The organism is Mycetocola reblochoni REB411, assembly GCF_900163835.1.
In the GTDB taxonomy this organism is placed as follows: domain Bacteria; phylum Actinomycetota; class Actinomycetes; order Actinomycetales; family Microbacteriaceae; genus Mycetocola_B; species Mycetocola_B reblochoni.
In genome coordinates, this window is record NZ_FUKR01000010.1 from 25,173 (window position 1) to 40,332 (window position 15,160).

The 15,160-nt window shown below is 73.2% G+C and carries 16 protein-coding genes; 6 read left to right on the forward strand and 10 right to left on the reverse strand.

The genetic code is table 11. The annotated features are described in order from the left end of the window. Positions 1-63: 63 nt before the first annotated feature. The 3 genes from FM119_RS01925 to FM119_RS01935 are packed head-to-tail and all read right to left on the reverse strand — an operon-like array spanning position 64 to position 5,062. Entirely contained in the window at positions 64-744 is a 681-nt protein-coding gene (locus FM119_RS01925) for a DedA family protein (protein WP_087136006.1), read from the reverse strand. Between the two features lie 44 nt (positions 745-788). Continuing rightward, positions 789-3,899 (reverse strand): AAA family ATPase, encoded by a 3,111-nt coding sequence (locus FM119_RS14295; protein ID WP_087136007.1) that lies wholly within the window; start codon positions 3,897-3,899, stop codon positions 789-791. After that, positions 3,896-5,062: an exonuclease SbcCD subunit D gene (locus tag FM119_RS01935; RefSeq protein WP_087136008.1), complete on the reverse strand. Its 1,167-nt coding sequence runs from the start codon at positions 5,060-5,062 to the stop codon at positions 3,896-3,898. The genes FM119_RS14295 and FM119_RS01935 overlap by 4 nt, the downstream gene beginning before the upstream one ends. An 84-nt stretch (positions 5,063-5,146) precedes the next feature. Between FM119_RS01935 and FM119_RS01940 the strand changes: the two genes are divergently transcribed. Then, positions 5,147-6,139 (forward strand): CPBP family intramembrane glutamic endopeptidase, encoded by a 993-nt coding sequence (locus tag FM119_RS01940; protein ID WP_087136009.1) that lies wholly within the window; start codon positions 5,147-5,149, stop codon positions 6,137-6,139. A 20-nt stretch (positions 6,140-6,159) separates the two neighbouring features. Here FM119_RS01940 and FM119_RS01945 read toward each other — a convergent pair whose 3' ends face one another. Next, positions 6,160-6,792, reverse strand: a complete 633-nt coding sequence (locus FM119_RS01945) for a hypothetical protein (RefSeq protein WP_143822594.1) — start codon at positions 6,790-6,792, stop codon at positions 6,160-6,162. Positions 6,793-6,944: 152 nt separating this feature from the next. On the opposite strand from FM119_RS01945, the gene FM119_RS01950 reads away from it, so the two are divergent. From FM119_RS01950 to FM119_RS01965, 4 genes are read left to right on the forward strand one after another with little or no spacing between them, the layout of a single operon-like run. After that, positions 6,945-7,238, forward strand: coding sequence for a DUF6412 domain-containing protein (locus FM119_RS01950; RefSeq protein ID WP_087136011.1), 294 nt, complete (start codon positions 6,945-6,947; stop codon positions 7,236-7,238). A gap of 58 nt (positions 7,239-7,296) precedes the next feature. Beyond that, a complete protein-coding gene (locus tag FM119_RS01955; RefSeq protein WP_087136012.1) occupies positions 7,297-8,139 on the forward strand; it encodes a YidC/Oxa1 family membrane protein insertase in 843 nt (280 codons plus the stop codon). A gap of 9 nt (positions 8,140-8,148) precedes the next feature. Beyond that, complete coding sequence (locus FM119_RS01960; RefSeq protein ID WP_245827184.1) at positions 8,149-9,369, forward strand: glycosyltransferase; 1,221 nt, start codon at positions 8,149-8,151, stop codon at positions 9,367-9,369. Continuing rightward, positions 9,366-10,160, forward strand: coding sequence for a PIG-L family deacetylase (locus tag FM119_RS01965; protein ID WP_087136014.1), 795 nt, complete (start codon positions 9,366-9,368; stop codon positions 10,158-10,160). The genes FM119_RS01960 and FM119_RS01965 overlap by 4 nt, the downstream gene beginning before the upstream one ends. A 59-nt stretch (positions 10,161-10,219) precedes the next feature. Here FM119_RS01965 and FM119_RS01970 read toward each other — a convergent pair whose 3' ends face one another. From FM119_RS01970 to soxR, 6 genes are all read right to left on the reverse strand, one after another. Further along, a complete protein-coding gene (locus tag FM119_RS01970) occupies positions 10,220-11,158 on the reverse strand; it encodes an ABC transporter substrate-binding protein (protein ID WP_087136015.1) in 939 nt (312 codons plus the stop codon). Beyond that, a complete protein-coding gene (locus tag FM119_RS01975; protein ID WP_087136016.1) occupies positions 11,155-11,895 on the reverse strand; it encodes an ABC transporter permease in 741 nt (246 codons plus the stop codon). Before FM119_RS01975 ends, FM119_RS01970 begins: the two co-directional genes overlap by 4 nt. After that, positions 11,892-12,629, reverse strand: coding sequence for an ABC transporter permease (locus FM119_RS01980; RefSeq protein WP_087136017.1), 738 nt, complete (start codon positions 12,627-12,629; stop codon positions 11,892-11,894). Before FM119_RS01980 ends, FM119_RS01975 begins: the two co-directional genes overlap by 4 nt. Continuing rightward, complete coding sequence (locus tag FM119_RS01985) at positions 12,626-13,465, reverse strand: ABC transporter ATP-binding protein (RefSeq protein ID WP_087136018.1); 840 nt, start codon at positions 13,463-13,465, stop codon at positions 12,626-12,628. Before FM119_RS01985 ends, FM119_RS01980 begins: the two co-directional genes overlap by 4 nt. Before the next feature lie 105 nt (positions 13,466-13,570). Next, entirely contained in the window at positions 13,571-14,170 is a 600-nt protein-coding gene (locus tag FM119_RS13980) for an excalibur calcium-binding domain-containing protein (protein ID WP_245827185.1), read from the reverse strand. A gap of 73 nt (positions 14,171-14,243) precedes the next feature. Beyond that, positions 14,244-14,702 (reverse strand): redox-sensitive transcriptional activator SoxR, encoded by a 459-nt coding sequence (gene soxR / locus FM119_RS01995; protein WP_087136019.1) that lies wholly within the window; start codon positions 14,700-14,702, stop codon positions 14,244-14,246. Positions 14,703-14,842: 140 nt separating this feature from the next. Between soxR and fdxA the strand changes: the two genes are divergently transcribed. Beyond that, positions 14,843-15,160, forward strand: a 318-nt coding sequence (gene fdxA / locus FM119_RS02000; protein WP_087136020.1) for a ferredoxin, incomplete at its 3' end; no start/stop codon positions are given.

Genomic DNA, 15,160 nt, shown 5'->3' on the forward strand with positions numbered 1-15,160 from the left:
CGGGCCCCTCGGCAGCGGCACCGTCGGCGCCACGGCCGCCGCTGCCGCCGCCGCCGCCGCGACTCAGTCGGCGTCGACCCCGTCCAGACCGCCACCGCCAGCCTCCGCGCGGCGGCGGCGGACCGCCTTCCAGATCAGCCAGGCAACGCCCGCGACGACCAGGACGATGACGACCTTCTGGAAGACCCCGGCGTAGCGCTCGACCAGGTACCAGTTCTGCCCGAGCATGAAGCCCGCACCGACGAAGATGCTGTTCCAGATGAGGCTGCCGAGCGCGGTCAACAGCAGGAACCGCGGGATCGGCATGCGGGTCAGGCCGGCGGGGATGGAGATGAGACTGCGGAAGATCGGCACCATCCTGCCGAAGAACACCGCCTTCGACCCGTGCCGCTCGAACCACTCCTGCGTCTTGGTGATGTCGGACTCCTTCACCAGCGGCAGCCGCCGGGCCACCGCCCTCAGCCGATGCTCGCCCAGCAGGACGCCGAGCAGGTAGAGCACGAAGGCTCCGACGACGGACCCCGCCGTCGTCCAGGCGATCGTCGGCAGCAGCTGGAGGGTGCCCTGGCTGGCGGAGAACCCGGCCAACGGCAGGATCACCTCGCTCGGCAGCGGGGGGAAGAGGTTCTCGAACGCGACGGCGAGGCCGGCACCGGGCTCACGGAGCTTCTCCATGAGCGACACCGCCCAGCCGGCGATTCCGTCGACGGGGGCGCCCTGCGGCGGGGCGGCGAGGAAGGTCATAGGCACAGGCTAGGGCAGCGCGTCTGTGAAGAGGCGCAAGCGCGCTAGCGGACCGCGACCTCGATGGCACTGTCGCCGCCGGGACGGGTCACGACGCGCACCGTGGAGGGAATCTGGTCGATCATCGCCCCCACGTGCGAGATCACCCCGACCGTGCGCCCGCCGGCGCGGAGGCCGTCGAGGGTGGACATCGCCACGTCGAGCGTCTCCGCGTCGAGCGAGCCGAACCCCTCGTCGATGAACAGGGTGTCGAGGCGGACGCCGCCCGAGCGCTCGGTCACGACCTCGGCCAGCCCGAGCGCCAGCGCGAGCGAGGCGAGGAACGACTCGCCCCCGGAGAGCGAGCGGGTGCTCCGGCTCCGGCCGGTGTGGGCGTCCTCGACGGCGAGGCCGAGGCCCGCCCTCGTGTTGCGGTAGCCGGGCGCATCGTCGTGGACGAGGCGGTAGCGTCCGGAGGTCATCGCCTCGAGCCGCGTGTTGGCCGCCTCGACGATGAGCTCGAGCTCTCCGGCCAGGACGTAGCTCTCGAGCCGCATCCGTCGCCGGTTGGGGTCCCGTCCCGCGACGGTGTTCGCCAGCTGGGCGATGACGCGGTGCGTGCGCAGCGCCTCCTCGGCCCTCCTCAGGTGGCGGCGCAGGGCCTCGGCGGCGTCCACGGCCCTCGTCACACCCTCGGAGAGGGCCCGTCGCGCGTGGTCGGCGAGCGAGAGGCGCTCCGCCGCGGCCGCAGCGGACCGGCGACGACGGTCGAGCTCCTCGTCGTCCGGCGCGCTCGTCTCGCCGAGCTCGGCGATCCGCCGCTCCAAAACGACGCCCTCCGTGCGCTCCTGCTCGAGACGGCGCTCGGCCTCCGCCAGCGCCCCCGGCGCGAGAAGCGCGGCCGTCACCGCGGCCGCGTCCGCGAATCCGCTCCCCGCGATCGCCGTCCCCAGGGCCTCCCCGGCCCTTCGACGGCGCTCGACCGCCTCGGCCAGCGCCCGCCGTGCGGACAGCAGCCGCTGCGTGCCATCGCGCAGTCCGCGCAACGCCTCGGAGAGCGCGGACAGCGACGGCGCCGTGCCGCGCGCCGCATCGCAGCGGGCGAGCACCTCGGCGAGGCGTTCCGCGGCGGCCGCCGCCTCCGCGGCCGCGCGCTGGACATCGGACCCGGCGGTCCGACGCTCCTGCTCGATACCCTCCGCCCTGCTGATGGTGCGGTCGCGTTCCCGCTCGGCGTCGGCGGCGTCCGCCGCGAGCGGCGCGATCTCCGCGCGCTCCGCATCGATCTCGGCGCTCAGGGTCGGGATCACGTCGCCGTCGGACCCCGGCGCGGGGTCGACCCCCCTGGCCGCCGCGAGGGCGGCGACCAGCTCTGCCTGCCTGGCGGTGCGGGCGGCGAGCGAGGCCCCGGCCACGCGGGCGCGCTCGCCCGCGGCGGCCCGCTCCGCCTCCGCACGCTCGAGCTCCTCTCGGGCCCGCTCGAGCGCGTCGTCGGACACCCGCGCGGCCGGTTCCGCCGGCGAGGGGTGGTCCGGCGACCCGCACACGGGGCACGACTCACCGGGGCGGAGCTCCCCGGCGAGGACACCCGCCTGCTCCTGCACCCGCGCCCGGAAGAGCGCCAGCTGCGCGGCGGAGGCCGAGGTCGACGCCCGGAGGGCGTCGTGCTCCCGCCGGACGGCGGTCGCGAGCTCTTCCTCGGCGTCGGCGCGATCGACGGCGGCCTGACGCACGGCGCCCAGCTGACGCGTCCAGTCGTCGAGAACCCTCAACCGCTCGGCCGCCAGGGCAGCGGCAGAGAGCCGACGCTCCGCCGCTGCCCTGGCCGCGGGCAGCTCGGCCGCCTCGGCGTCCAGCAGCGCACGGCGCGCCTCGGACCTCTCCTGTTCGCGGCGCGCCGCCTCCGCGCTCGCGCGGAGCTCCGGCAGTCGCCTCTCGTCCTCGCGAGCCGCGTCGACCGTCCCCCTCCGCTCGCTCACCGCGTCGAGGAGCAGGTGCGCCTCCGCCTCGTCAGCAGGGACGGGCGGTTCCTCGCCGAGGGCATCACCGTCGACGCTCCACGCCGACAACGCCTCGGAGAGGGCAACCCCCGCTACGGCGACCGCCCGCTCGGCCTCCGCGGCCTGCTCGACCCTGGCGCGAAGCGACTCCGCCGACCGGGCACGCGCGACCAGTTCCCCGCGCGCCGCGCGGTCCTCCGTGCCGGCGAGAAAGTGCTGCATCTGCGCCTGCAGCTGCCGTGACTCCTCCGCCCGCGACCGCTGCTCCTCCGCGGCGGTCAGCTCATCCGCGCGTGCCGCCGCGTCCTCGGCGCACCGTTCGCGAGAGGCGGCCGCGACGTCGCGACGCTCGACGAGGACGGCGACGACGGCCGAGACCCAGTCGGTGACGGCGTCGACGGGCAGCTCGTGCTCGGCGACGGCCGGCGGTGGTCCGACGGGCGGCTCGGCCGGTTCGGTCCGTCCGTCGGCCCCGGCGCCCTCATCCGGGCCGTGCTCCTCGCCCATCACGGCGGAGGCGAGCTGATGCAGCCGCGCCAGCTCCCGCTCGAGCTCGGCCAGCTCGGCCGCGCCCCTGCCCTCCCCGTCGCGCCGACGCTGCTCGAGCATCCGCTCGACCCTGTCGAAGCGCTCGCTGTCGAACAGGCTGCGCAGCACCGTCTGGCGCTCGTCGCTTCCGGCGCGGAGGAACTCCTGGAACCTGTTCTGCGCCAGCAGGACGACCTGAAGGAACTGCTCGCGGTTGAGCCCGAGCAGGCGGGTGATCTCCGCCCCGACCTCGCGGAGCTGGCTCGCCTCGACGCGCCACTCGCCGTCCACCAGCCGCAGCAGCCGCGCGGTGGACTTCTGTTCGGTCGTCCCCGTCCCGGAGCGCTTGGGCCTGTCCCACGACGGCGTGCGCGTCACCTCGTACAGCTCGCCCGCCGTGGAGAACCGGACCGTGACCTCGCTCGGGTCCTCCGCGGAGGCGAAGTCGCTGCGCAGGCGCGACTCCGCCTTCTCGTATCGCGGCACGCTGCCGTAGAGCGCGAAACAGATCGCGTCGAGGATCGACGACTTCCCGGCCCCCGTCCGCCCGGTGATGAGGAACAGCCCGTCCGGCATGGCCTCGAGATCGAGGCGCTGCCGTCGCACGAAGGGTCCGAAGCCGGCGATCTCGACCGAGAGGATCCTCACGAGCGCTCCCCCGCGTCCAGCTCGGCGAGGACCCCGTCGATCAGGGCCCGTTCGGCGTCGTCGGGCCCCGCGCCGTCGCGCACGTGACCGAGGAACGCCGCGATCCGTTCCCTGTCGCTCAGCGTCGCGGTCGCCGTGGCGTACCGCGACTCGCGCGGGAGCACGGCGGGTGGGCGATGCTCGAGGACGAGCGCGTGCGGGTACCGAGCCTGCACGCGACGCATCGCGTCCATCGGCCTGACCGCGTCCGTGAGGATCACCCGCAGCCAGTCGTCGTCGCGCTCCCCCTCGCCGGCGGGCCGGGCGAGGACATCCTCGAGCGTTCCCGTCACGGTGCGGGCGGGGCGCGGCACCGGAAGCGGCCGCCACGCGACCGCGTCGAGGCCGTCTGGCCCCAGATCGACGAGCCACGAGCCCCGCGCATTGCCCGCCTCGGTAAAGCTGTAGTGCACCGGCGCGCCGCTGTACCTGACGCCCTCGGCGAGCACCGACGGCGAGTGCAGATGCCCGAGGGCGACGTAGTCGACACCGGTGAAGACGTCGAGGGGCACCAGGTCGACGCCGCCCGCGGTGATGTCGCGCTCGGAGTCGCCTCCCGTCACCCCGGCGACGAAGCTGTGCGCGAGCACCACCGAGCGCGGCGGCCGTGCCCCCTCCCCCGTGCGGTCGTCGATGTCGGCCCTGATCCGGTCCATCGCCCAGCGCATCGCCGTCGCCTGACCGGTCACGCCGGCGGAGGGGTCGTCCCTGCGGAGCAGGGCCGGCTCGAGGAACGGAACCCCGTAGATCAGGACCGGCCCGTCGGCGTCCGCGAGCTCGACCGGGACGTCGAGCCGCTCCGCATCGCCGAGCACGTGCACGCCCGCAGCCGAGGCGAACCCGGACTGGAACCCGAGGCGGGCAGCCGAGTCGTGGTTGCCGGGGATGAGGACGACCGCCACGCCCGTGGCACGCACCGCGCGGAGCAGCCGGTCCAGCTGGCGGTACGCCGCGGCCGACGGCGCCGCGTGGTCGAACACGTCGCCGGCGACCAGGAGCACGTCGACCGCGTCCGCGGCGAGCTGCTCGACGAGCGCCCCCAGCACCTCGTCCAGCTGGGACTCGAGCACGGCACCGTGCAGCCGACGGCCGATGTGCCAGTCGGAGCTGTGCATCAGGCGCATGGGCCAATCGTACCGAGGGCGACCGACAGCGCCGAGCCGCTCGGCCGCTCGCATCGGCGCAGCCGAGCCCGTAGCGTATGGGCCATGACCGCGACGAACGACCCCCGACCCGACGACCGCGCCGCGGAGGTCCCCCTGCCGCCGGACCGCCCGGTGCCCACCGCCGCCGCACTCGAGCCGCGCCGCTACCACCACGCGCTCCGACCCGTCGTCGGCTGGTGGAGGGGCGTGCTCGGCATCCTCACGGTGGTGCTCACCGTCCTCATCCTCGGCGTCGTGTTCAGCATCCCCGCGATGCTCATCGACATCGCCGTCGGCTGGACCACCGTCGACGACCTCGCCAGCGGAACACTCGTGTTCACCCCGACGCTCATGCTGGCCAACAACCTCTCGCTCGCCGCGCTCATCCCCGTCTCCATGCTCATGCAATGGGCGCTGTACGGCGTCCGCCCGCGCTGGCTCAGCTCCGTCGAGGGCGGGTTCCGGTGGCGCTGGTTCTGGCGACTCGCGCTCATCATCGCGCCGGTGATGGCGATCTACGTGGCGATCAGCGTGCTCACCTCCCCCCTCGACGACGTCACGCTCGACGCGTTCACCATCGGCATGCTTCTCGTCGTCGTCCTGACCACCCCGCTGCAGTCGGCCGGCGAGGAGTACGGCGCCCGCGGGCTCGTCCAGCGCTCGGTGAGCGGCTGGTTCGCCTCCGCCCGCATCGCCTTCGTCGTCTCGAGCCTGGTGTCCGCCGCGCTGTTCATGGTCGCCCACGGCGCGACCGATATGTGGCTGAACGCCTACTACCTGTGCTTCGCCTTCGCCATGGGCTGGGCGGCCTGGGCCAGCGGCGGCCTGGAGGCCCCGGTGCTCATCCACATCTGCAACAACCTCTTCCTCCTGATCCCCACCGCTCTCATGGGGCAGACCGACGGGGTCTTCGACCGGGGTGCGGGCGTTGGAGGGGTCGAGATGCTGATCCCGATGGCGGTCATGATCCTCGTCGCCGGGATCGCCGTCTGGCTGGCACGTCGCCGTCGGCCCGCCGTCGTCGGCGTCGCGCCGACGCGCTACCGGACCCGCTGACGGCCGCGGAGCCTCCGCCGTCAGTCCCCTCCCTGCGGCCGGGACTGGCGGCGGCGCCGTTGGGCCGCCCTCACCTTGCTGAGCGCCGCGAGGTCCTGGGCGATCACCCGAGCGACCTCGTCATCGTCCCTGGTCCTGACCGCACCGGGCGTGTTGTCGGGCAGGCGCGCCTCGATCGTGGCGCCCACCTCCTCCCAGGCCTCCGTCTTGGCCTGATCGACCATCCCTGACAGGAAGTCCTCGTCCTCGGACAGCGCGGTCAGCCGCTCGGCAAGGGAGTCGTACACCGCACGCCGCGTGCTCAGCGCGATGGAGTCGCGCATCTGGTAGTCGTGCTGGTGACGGGGCCGACCGTGCTGGCCGGTCGCGGTGACCCGCGCCGACTCGATGCGCGCCGACGAGTCCCTGTTCTCCGCGGCCAGGAGCCGCAGCTCCGCCACGGCGGTCTCGATCGCCGTCCGGCGGTCGAAGTCGGCACGATCCTCGAGGGCGGACACGATGATCTGGTTCTTGACGGCCATCCGGACGGCGTAGCCGGCGATCATGACGCCCTCGGCGACGAGCTCGTCCTCGCTCGCCGGCCGAACCGGCTCGGGCGCGACGAACGTCCCCACACCGTACTCGCGCTTGCGTCGCCGCCGAAAGAGGGCCACCGTCGTCTCCTCCACCCATCGCGGTCGTCCCTGCGCGACCGAGCCGCTCCAGTCTACGGCGTCGACGCGGCTAGAATCAGGGTCGTGCTCGACTCCAGCCAGACCGCCACGCGGCCAGACGTCGCGCCCGGTGCTGCGGCGGCGGGTGCGGCATGATCGCCGTCCTCGCGCTGGCTCGGCTGCTCGCCGGGATCGTCCAGGCCCCGCAGACCGCCGAGCTCTGGGCCGTGATCGCCGCCCTCGGCGCGATCGGGATCGCCGGTGGTCTCCTCCTCGGCCGTGCGGTCAGCAACGGGATCCGGCTGCCCTCCGGCGTCGACGCACCCCCGCGCCGATGCGACCCGGTGCGAAGCAGCGCGCCGCTGCGGCCGCAGATCGCTCCCGACGCCGCGGGGCGCCCGCGTCCGAGGGCCCCGGGGACGCCGACGACCCCAGCCATCGCCTGACCCGTTCCGGTCCCGGCGATGGCCTCCCCTCGTCGACGACCACATAGAACGGACACCCATGAACATCTACGAGTTCGGCCCGCTGGCCGCACTGATCGACCTCGCCCACACCGTCATCACCGGCATCGCCGAGCTGCTGGAGCCGCTGGCCGGCTCGGCCTCCGCGGCGCTCGCCGTCGTTCTGCTCACCCTCATCGTCCGGACGCTGCTCATCCCGGTCGGGGGGGCCCAGGCGAAGGCCGCCGCCGCCAGGTCCCGCCTCGCCCCGCGGCTGGCCGAGCTCAACGCGGCGCACAAAGACAACAGGGAACTCCTGGCCCGCAAGACGATGGAGCTCTACCAGAGCGAGAACACCTCGCCGACCGCGGGCTGCCTGCCCGTGCTCATCCAGATGCCCGTGCTCGCCGCCGTGTACGGCCTGTTCATCCTGCCGACGGTGGGGGGCCACCCCAACGACCTGCTCGGCCAGACGCTCCTCGGAATCCCACTCGGGTCCTCGCTCGTGGGCGGGATCGCCGACGGCACCCTCTCGGCCGGCCGCATCGTCGTCTTCGCCGCGATCATCGTCCTCATCGCCGTCGTCGCCCAGACGTCCAGGCGGCTGCTGCCGATCACGGCCCCCGCCCAGCCCGCCGCCCAGCCCGCGCCCGGGATGCCCGCCATGCCGGACATGAGCGGGGTGTTCAGAGCGATGAGCTTCCTGCCCTTCCTCACCGCGGTCATCGCCGCGTTCATCCCGCTGGCCGCGGGCATCTACCTGCTCACGACCACGAGCTGGACGCTCGTCGAACGCCTCGTCCTCCGGCGCGTCTACCCCCCGCTCGCGCCGGAGCCGCCGGCCGAGGACCCCTCCGACGACGGCGACGCCGGCCCGACGCCTCCCCGGCGGGCCGCCGACTAGGCTTTCAGGGTGAGTCCCCTCCGCATCGCCCTCGTCTGCCTGCACACCTCCCCAGGGACGGAGCCCGGCTCGGGTGACGCGGGAGGGATGAACGTCGTCGTGCGACAGCAGGCGCTGGCCCTCGGCGCCCTCGGACACGACGTCGAGATCCTGACCAGGCGCTCGTCCCCGTCGCAGCCGGACGCGATGGCCGTCGGCGACGGCGTCACCCTGAGGGTGCTCACGGCCGGCCCCGCACGCGAGCTGCCGAAGGGCGAGCACGAGGCGTGGATCGACGCGTTCGGCGATGCGCTGCGGGGCGAGGGTCCCTGGGACGTCATCCACTCCCATCACTGGTTCTCCGGCATGGCCGCGCTCCCGGTCGCCAGGGAACGCGGCATCCCCCACCTGCAGAGCTTCCACAGCATCGCCGCGCCGGACCACAGCCCGTTGAGCGACGGCGAGCGGGCCGAATCGCCCGGACGCCTCGCCGGTGAGGCCATGCTGGCGCGCGCGAGCGACGGCATCGTGGCGGTGAGCACGGCCGAGGCGAGCACCGCCGTCGACCGGCTCGGCGCCGATCCGCGGACGGTGGCGGTGGTCCGGCCCGGTGTCGACTCGGTCCTGTTCCACCCGGAGGCGGCGGGCGCGGCCCGTCCGCGCGCGGAGTTCGTCGTCGCCGCGCGGTTGCACCCGCTCAAGGGCATCGCCCTCGCGGTCGAGGCGCTCGCGCTCCTGCCCCGCGCCCTCGGCGCCCACCTCGTGGTCGCGGGCTCCGGGTCGGCCGAGGTTCCCGGCTACCGCACAGACCTCGAGGCGGACGCCGCCCGGCTCGGCGTGGCCGACCGGGTCCGCTTCGTCGGCGCCCTGAGCCGCCCCGAGCTCGCCGTCCTGTTCCGCGGGGCGAGCGCCGTGCTGGTCCCGTCCTACTCCGAGACCTTCGGTCTGGTCGCGACCGAGGCGTCCGCGAGCGGCGTCCCGGTCATCGCCTCGGCGGCGGGCGGCCTCATCGAGGCCGTGGACGACGACGCCACCGGCCGGGTCATCGCCGACCGCGACCCCGGGCACTGGGCCGACGCGATGACGACGGTACTCACCGACCTCCCCCGCGCCGCCCGCTGGGGCGAGGAGGGCAGACGACGAGCGCTCGCGCGGGGCTGGGATGTCTCCGCGGCGGAGCTCGCCGAGACGTACGCCGCCGCCGTCGACGGGATACCACTCCCCCTCGCCCTGGGGAGGGGGCTGCGATGACCGTGCCGCCGCTGACCTCCCCCGCCCAGCTCCCCGGCGACCCGTCGCGCGGCGTCCTGGTGCTCAACGCCCACCCCGACGACGAGACGCTGAGCTCGGGCCCCTTGATCGCGTGGCTCGGGGAGAGAGGCGTCGCCGTCTCCCTCGTGACGGCGACGCGGGGCGAGCGCGGAGAGATCGTCACCGGCCACGCGGACGCCGTCGCCGCCTCCGGCGGCCTGCGCGCCCACCGTCAGCACGAGCTCGACCTGGCCTGCGCCGCCCTCGGGATCCGGCGCCGTTTCGTGCTCGGCACGCCCCCCGCGCGCGCCGCGGGGCTGCCGCCGCGCGCGTACTCCGACTCGGGGATGCGCTGGCTCCGTCCGGGGCTGGCCGGCCCGGCCGCCGACGTCACGGCGGACGCGCTGACCGCCGGCGACGAGGACGAGCAGGTGGCCGATCTGCTCGCGCTCATCGAGCTGCTGCGGCCCGGGCTGCTCGTCGGAGACGACGAGGCCGGCGGGTACGGCCACCCCGACCACCGGCGCTGCCACCGCCTGCTGCGGGCGGCCTCGGCTCACAGCGGGGTCGCCGCGGCCGCCGTCGGCCCGGCGCCGGGAAGCGCTGTGGCCGGCACCTCCGACACCTCCGGTCACTCCGGATCCGTCCTCGTCACGCCCGACGACGACGGTGCGATCAGGGCGGCGCTGCGCGCCCACGCCAGCCAGCTCACCCTCGACGGCAACGAGGTCGTGCACAGCGGCGGCCAGCGCGAGCCGATCACCACCACGGCGGCACTGCGGCCGCTCTGAACGGCGGTGGCCGGCGCCCCGCCCCACGGCGCGACGCCGGCCACCGCCGGATGCCCCGCCTAGCCGAGCAGGCCCTTCGAGGTCAGCCAGTCGGTGGCGATCGTCGCCGCGTCCTTCTGGTCGTTGACGCTGGCCGCGTTCAGCGCGATCAGCTCGTCCGTGGTGAGCGCGGCGTTCACCGGTGCAAGCACATCGGTGACCCTGTCGGCCACCGCGTCGTCGACGACGGGGACGACGTTCTGCGCGAGGAGCAGGTTCTCCGGGTCGTCGAGCGTCACGAAGTCGCCCCCGGCCAGGTCGGGGTCGGCGCTGTAGATGTCACCCAGCTGGATGTCGTCGTCCAGGATGGCCTGCTTGGTCAACGGTCCGCCGCTGTCGCCGATCGCGGCGAAGTCGACGTCGACGCCGTAGAGCTCCTTCAGCCCGTCGGGCCCGTACGGGCGGCTCTCCAGCTCGGCGTTGCCGCCGACCGTCAGCGTGCCGTCGTAGTCGGCCAGATCGGTGAGGGACGTGATGCCGTTCGCCGAGGAGAACTCCGCCGACACGTTGTACGAGTCGGCGTCCTGCGCGGGCGCCGCCTCGAGGGCGCTGATGCCGTCGGGCAGCGCGTCGGGGAGCGCCGCGGCGACCTCCTCGCTGCTGCGCAGCTCCGTGTCGGCGTCGTAGAACTGCAGCAGGTTGCCGGTGTAGTCGGGGATGAGCTGGATCTCGCCGCTCGTCAGCGCCTCCATGTAGACGTCGCGCTGCCCGATGCGGAAGGACCGCTCGACCGTCTGGCCGGAGTCCTCGAGGGCCTGCGCATAGATCTCGGCGATGATCTCGTTCGAGTAGTAGTCCTGGGATCCGATGGTGATCGCGCCCGAGCTCGAGGCGGTGCTCTCTCCCCCGCCCGACAGGCTGTCGCTCGTCCCGCACGCGGTCAGGGTCACGGCGGTCGCGAGCGCCACCGCTGCTGCTCCGGCGCGCATGAGGCGCCGTCTGGTGGATACTGCGGTCATTGTGCTGCTCCTCTCGGGGTGGCCGGACGCCGGTGGCGTCGGCCGCGGGTGGTCTGCGCAGCCCCGCCGGCGACCCGGACACCCGCGGGGGTGCACAGCCGCTGCAGCAGGGCGAAGAATCCGTCGATGGCGAAGGCGAGCAGCACCACGACGATGGCACCGCCGATCATCTCGTCGTAGGAACGCAGCTGAATGCCGCGCTGAAGGTAGATGCCGAGACCGCCGAGGTTGACGTACGCCGCGAGCACCGCGGTCGAGACGATCTGCAGGGCGGCGCTGCGCACCCCGGCGATGAGCAGCGGCAGGCCGAGCGGCGCCTCGACCCGCAGGGCGACCTGGAGGGGCGTCATGCCGACGGACCGTGCCGCGTCGACGACCCGGCGATCCACCGACTCGAAGCCGGCGTATGCGCCCGCGAGAATGGGAGGGATGCCGAGAACCACGAAGACGATGGTCGCCGCGACGGGGGCGTCACCGATGCCGACCAGCAGCGTCAGCACGAACAACAGCCCGAGCGACGGCAGCGCCCTCGCCGCGCCCGACAGGCCGACGGCGAGGTCGCGACCCCGGCCGGTGTGACCGATCAGGTAGCCGAGGGGGACCGCGATGACGGCCGCGATGACGAGGGCGAGCAGGGTGTACCCCAGGTGCTCGGCCAGGCGCTCGGGCAGCGGGTTCGGCCCGCTGAGCCGGTCGGGCGAGAACAGCCAGGCGATCCCCTCGAGGAACACACTCATGCGGCTCCTCCCCCTGTCACGGCGTCCTCAGCCGCGGTGCCCGGGACCTCGGCACGGTGCGCACGCCGCCGGGACGCGCGCCGGGCCGCGCCGGAGGTCCCGCTCACCCGCGCCCAGGGGGTCAGCGCACGGCCGACGGCCGCGATGACGAGGTCGAGGACGAGCGCGAGGACGACCGTCGCCACGATGCCCGCGACGATCTCCGGCACGATCCCCCTCTGCAGCCCGTCCGTGAACAGCGAGCCGAGGTTCCGACTGCCCACGAGCGCACCGACGGTCACGAGGCTGACGGTGGACACCGCGACGACGCGGGTCCCCGCGACGATGACCGGGACGGCCAGCGGCAGCTCGACCGTCCAGAAGCGGCGCAGCGGTGTGTAGCCCACGGCCATCGCCGACCGGACGACGTCGGCGTCGACCGCGTCGAAGGCGTCCGCGACGCTGCGGGTCAGCAGGGCGACGCCGTAGAGGCCGAGGGCCACCAGCACGTTGACGTCGGAGAGCACCGGCGTGCCGAGCAGAGGCGGCAGCAGCGTGATGAGCGCGAGCGAGGGGATCGTGTACAGCAGTCCCACGACGGAGAGCACGCCGCCCCTCAGCCAGCCGACGCGGTGGGCGAGCCTTCCCAGCGGCACCGCGACGAGGATGCTCACCACGACGGGGATGAGGCTGAGCCGCAGGTGGACGAGCATCAGGTCCCCGATGAGGCCGAGGTTGGCGAGAATCCAGGTCATCGCCGGTCCGAGTGCGCGGGGGTGTCGGCGTCGAGCAGGCCGACCGGTCGGTCGTGCCGGTCGACGACGATGCGGGCGCCGTCCCTCTCGACGACCCGCAGGCGCCGCTGCCCACTGTCCGCGCCGATGAACCCGGCGACGAAGTCGTCCGCCGGGTGCGCGAGGATCTCGGCTGGCGTGCCCTGCTGGGCGATGACGCCCCCGGTGCGTAGGATCACGACCCGGTCGCCGAGGAGGAAGGCCTCGTCGATGTCGTGGGTGACGAACACGATCGTCTTCGCCAGCTCTCGGTGCACGCGGAGGAGCTCCCGCTGCAGCTCCGCCCTGACGATCGGGTCGACGGCTCCGAAGGGCTCGTCCATGAGCAGGATGTTCGGGTCGGAGGCGAGCCCCCTCGCCACACCGACGCGCTGCTGCTGGCCGCCGGAGAGCTGCGCCGGGTAGCGCGAGGCCAGGCCGCGGTCGAGCGACACGGTGTCCATCAGCTCGAGCCCGCGGGCCCTCGCCTGCGCCCTCGGCACCCGGTTCAGCCGGAGCACCGTGGTGATGTTGTCCAGGACGCTGCGGTGCGGAAGCAGCCCTCCGTTCTGCATGACGTAGCCGATGCGACGCCGCAGCCGGACGGGGTCGAGCGATCCGACGTCCTCGCCGTCGATGCTGACCGTGCCGGCCGTCGGGTCGATCATGCGGTTCACCATCCGCAACAGCGTGGTCTTGCCACAGCCGGAGGACCCCACGAGGACGGTGATCTCACGCGCGGGGATCGTCAAATCGATCCCGTCGACGGCGGTCGTTCCGTCGGGATAGGTTTTCCGCACGCCCTCGAACTCGATCATGGCTGCTCACTCCCGCCCCGCCGGCGGTCGGGCCGACTCGCCTCAGCGTAACGAAGACACCGCCGCCTGTGACATCACGTTTCATCACGGCGCGGCGTATGGGCCTCACTCGCAGCCGACGCCGTCGCCGTCCCTGTCGAGGTGACGCCCGTAGCCCGGATCGCCGGAGTACACCGGCGCGGCACCGGCCGCACGCGCCTCCGAGCAGTTCCCGAACGACACCGAGCCGACGTACTCGGCCTGCGGCTCGACGACGTTCGATGGTGTGGATTCGAGGTCGCTGATGCGCTCCTGATGGCTCTCGATCGTGCGCTTCTGCTCCGCGATCAGGGCCTGGGCCTCCTCCAGCTCGCTGGAGGCGTCGGCCGCGGACGCCCGTGCCGTTTCCTCGACCGCCTCGACCTCATCCTCGTGTCTCTCCGTCAACGCGACGAGCTCGGCGTCATGGGTGCGTCCCAGTTGTGCGGTTCGTTCCTCGGAGGCTGCGACGAGCTCTTCGGCCGTGACGAGCCGGTCCTGAACCGCGGCCAGGTCGCGACGGAGCACACCCGACTCACCGTTCGCCGCCGCGCCGAGCAGCATGCCGACGGCAAGTGCGGCACCCGTGCAGATCAGCGCCAGACGACGCGTGACCCGCGGCCGTTCGCGCGGAATCGGACGCGCGGTCTCGGCCTCGGCCTCGGATGGAATGGGGGCATGACTCATCGGCTCTCCTTCGGGGACCAGCCCACTCTGGCGAAGTGGTGCCGCGGCGGCCATCCCCCGTCCGGGGCGGGGCCTAGAGCCGGCGGGGCCCCTGGCCGGTCTCGCCGAGCAGGTCACCAGGGTTGAGGAGCGCGCACGCCTTCATGGAGAGGCAGCCGCAGCCGATGCAGCCGGTGATCTCGGCGTCGAGTTGCTCGATAGCGCGCTTGCGCTCGCGCAACTGCTCACGCCAGAGGCGCGAGGTGTGCTGCCAGGCCTGGTGCGTCGGGGTCGCATCGAGCGGGATGGTGTCGAACACCTCTTTCACGTCGGCGAGGGGGATCCCGATCCGCTTCGCCACGACCAGGAGCGAGATCCGCCTGAGCATGTGCCGCGGGTACCGGCGCTGGTTGCCGTCGGTCCTCACCGAGGCGATCAGCCCGAGACGCTCGTAGTAGTGCAGCGCGGACACCGCAACACCGGTGCGTTCGCTCACCTCGCCCACGGCGAGCAGGTCGTCGGGGCTCGGCTGCGACGCTCGGGACTCGCCCATGATCGACCCACCTCCCTTCGCTTGACCTCAACCATAGTTGAGGTTTTAGAGTTGCACTCAGCCCGGTCATCCCGCGACATCGCCGCCCGAGCCGAGCCGCACACCGACCGCACCCGCACACCGACCGCCGTGGAGGACGCATGACCTATGTGATCGCGTTGCCGTGCGTCGACGTCAAGGACCGTGCCTGCATCGACGAATGCCCCGTCGACTGCATCTACGAGGGAGAGCGCTCGCTCTACATCCACCCCGATGAGTGCGTGGACTGCGGAGCCTGCGAGCCCGTCTGCCCCGTCGAGGCGATCTACTACGAGGACGACCTGCCCGAGGAATGGGCCGAGTACTATCGCGCCAACGTCGAGTTCTTCGACGAGATCGGCTCCCCCGGAGGAGCGGCCAAGCTCGGCCCTGTCCCCCACGACCACCCCCTCATCGCCGCCCTGCCACCCCAGACGGCA

Bases quoted from the DNA above. Each gene is read 5' to 3' on its own strand.
- FM119_RS01925 (WP_087136006.1), bottom strand. From the start codon at position 744: ATGACCTTCCTCGCCGCCCCGCCGCAGGGCGCCCCCGTCGACGGAATC.
- FM119_RS01935 (WP_087136008.1), bottom strand. From the start codon at position 5,062: ATGCGCCTGATGCACAGCTCCGACTGGCACATCGGCCGTCGGCTGCAC.
- FM119_RS01940 (WP_087136009.1), top strand. From the start codon at position 5,147: ATGACCGCGACGAACGACCCCCGACCCGACGACCGCGCCGCGGAGGTC.
- FM119_RS01950 (WP_087136011.1), top strand. From the start codon at position 6,945: ATGATCGCCGTCCTCGCGCTGGCTCGGCTGCTCGCCGGGATCGTCCAG.
- FM119_RS01955 (WP_087136012.1), top strand. From the start codon at position 7,297: ATGAACATCTACGAGTTCGGCCCGCTGGCCGCACTGATCGACCTCGCC.
- FM119_RS01965 (WP_087136014.1), top strand. From the start codon at position 9,366: ATGACCGTGCCGCCGCTGACCTCCCCCGCCCAGCTCCCCGGCGACCCG.
- FM119_RS01970 (WP_087136015.1), bottom strand. From the start codon at position 11,158: ATGACCGCAGTATCCACCAGACGGCGCCTCATGCGCGCCGGAGCAGCA.
- FM119_RS01975 (WP_087136016.1), bottom strand. From the start codon at position 11,895: ATGAGTGTGTTCCTCGAGGGGATCGCCTGGCTGTTCTCGCCCGACCGG.
- FM119_RS01980 (WP_087136017.1), bottom strand. From the start codon at position 12,629: ATGACCTGGATTCTCGCCAACCTCGGCCTCATCGGGGACCTGATGCTC.
- FM119_RS01985 (WP_087136018.1), bottom strand. From the start codon at position 13,465: ATGATCGAGTTCGAGGGCGTGCGGAAAACCTATCCCGACGGAACGACC.
- FM119_RS13980 (WP_245827185.1), bottom strand. From the start codon at position 14,170: ATGAGTCATGCCCCCATTCCATCCGAGGCCGAGGCCGAGACCGCGCGT.
- soxR (WP_087136019.1), bottom strand. From the start codon at position 14,702: ATGGGCGAGTCCCGAGCGTCGCAGCCGAGCCCCGACGACCTGCTCGCC.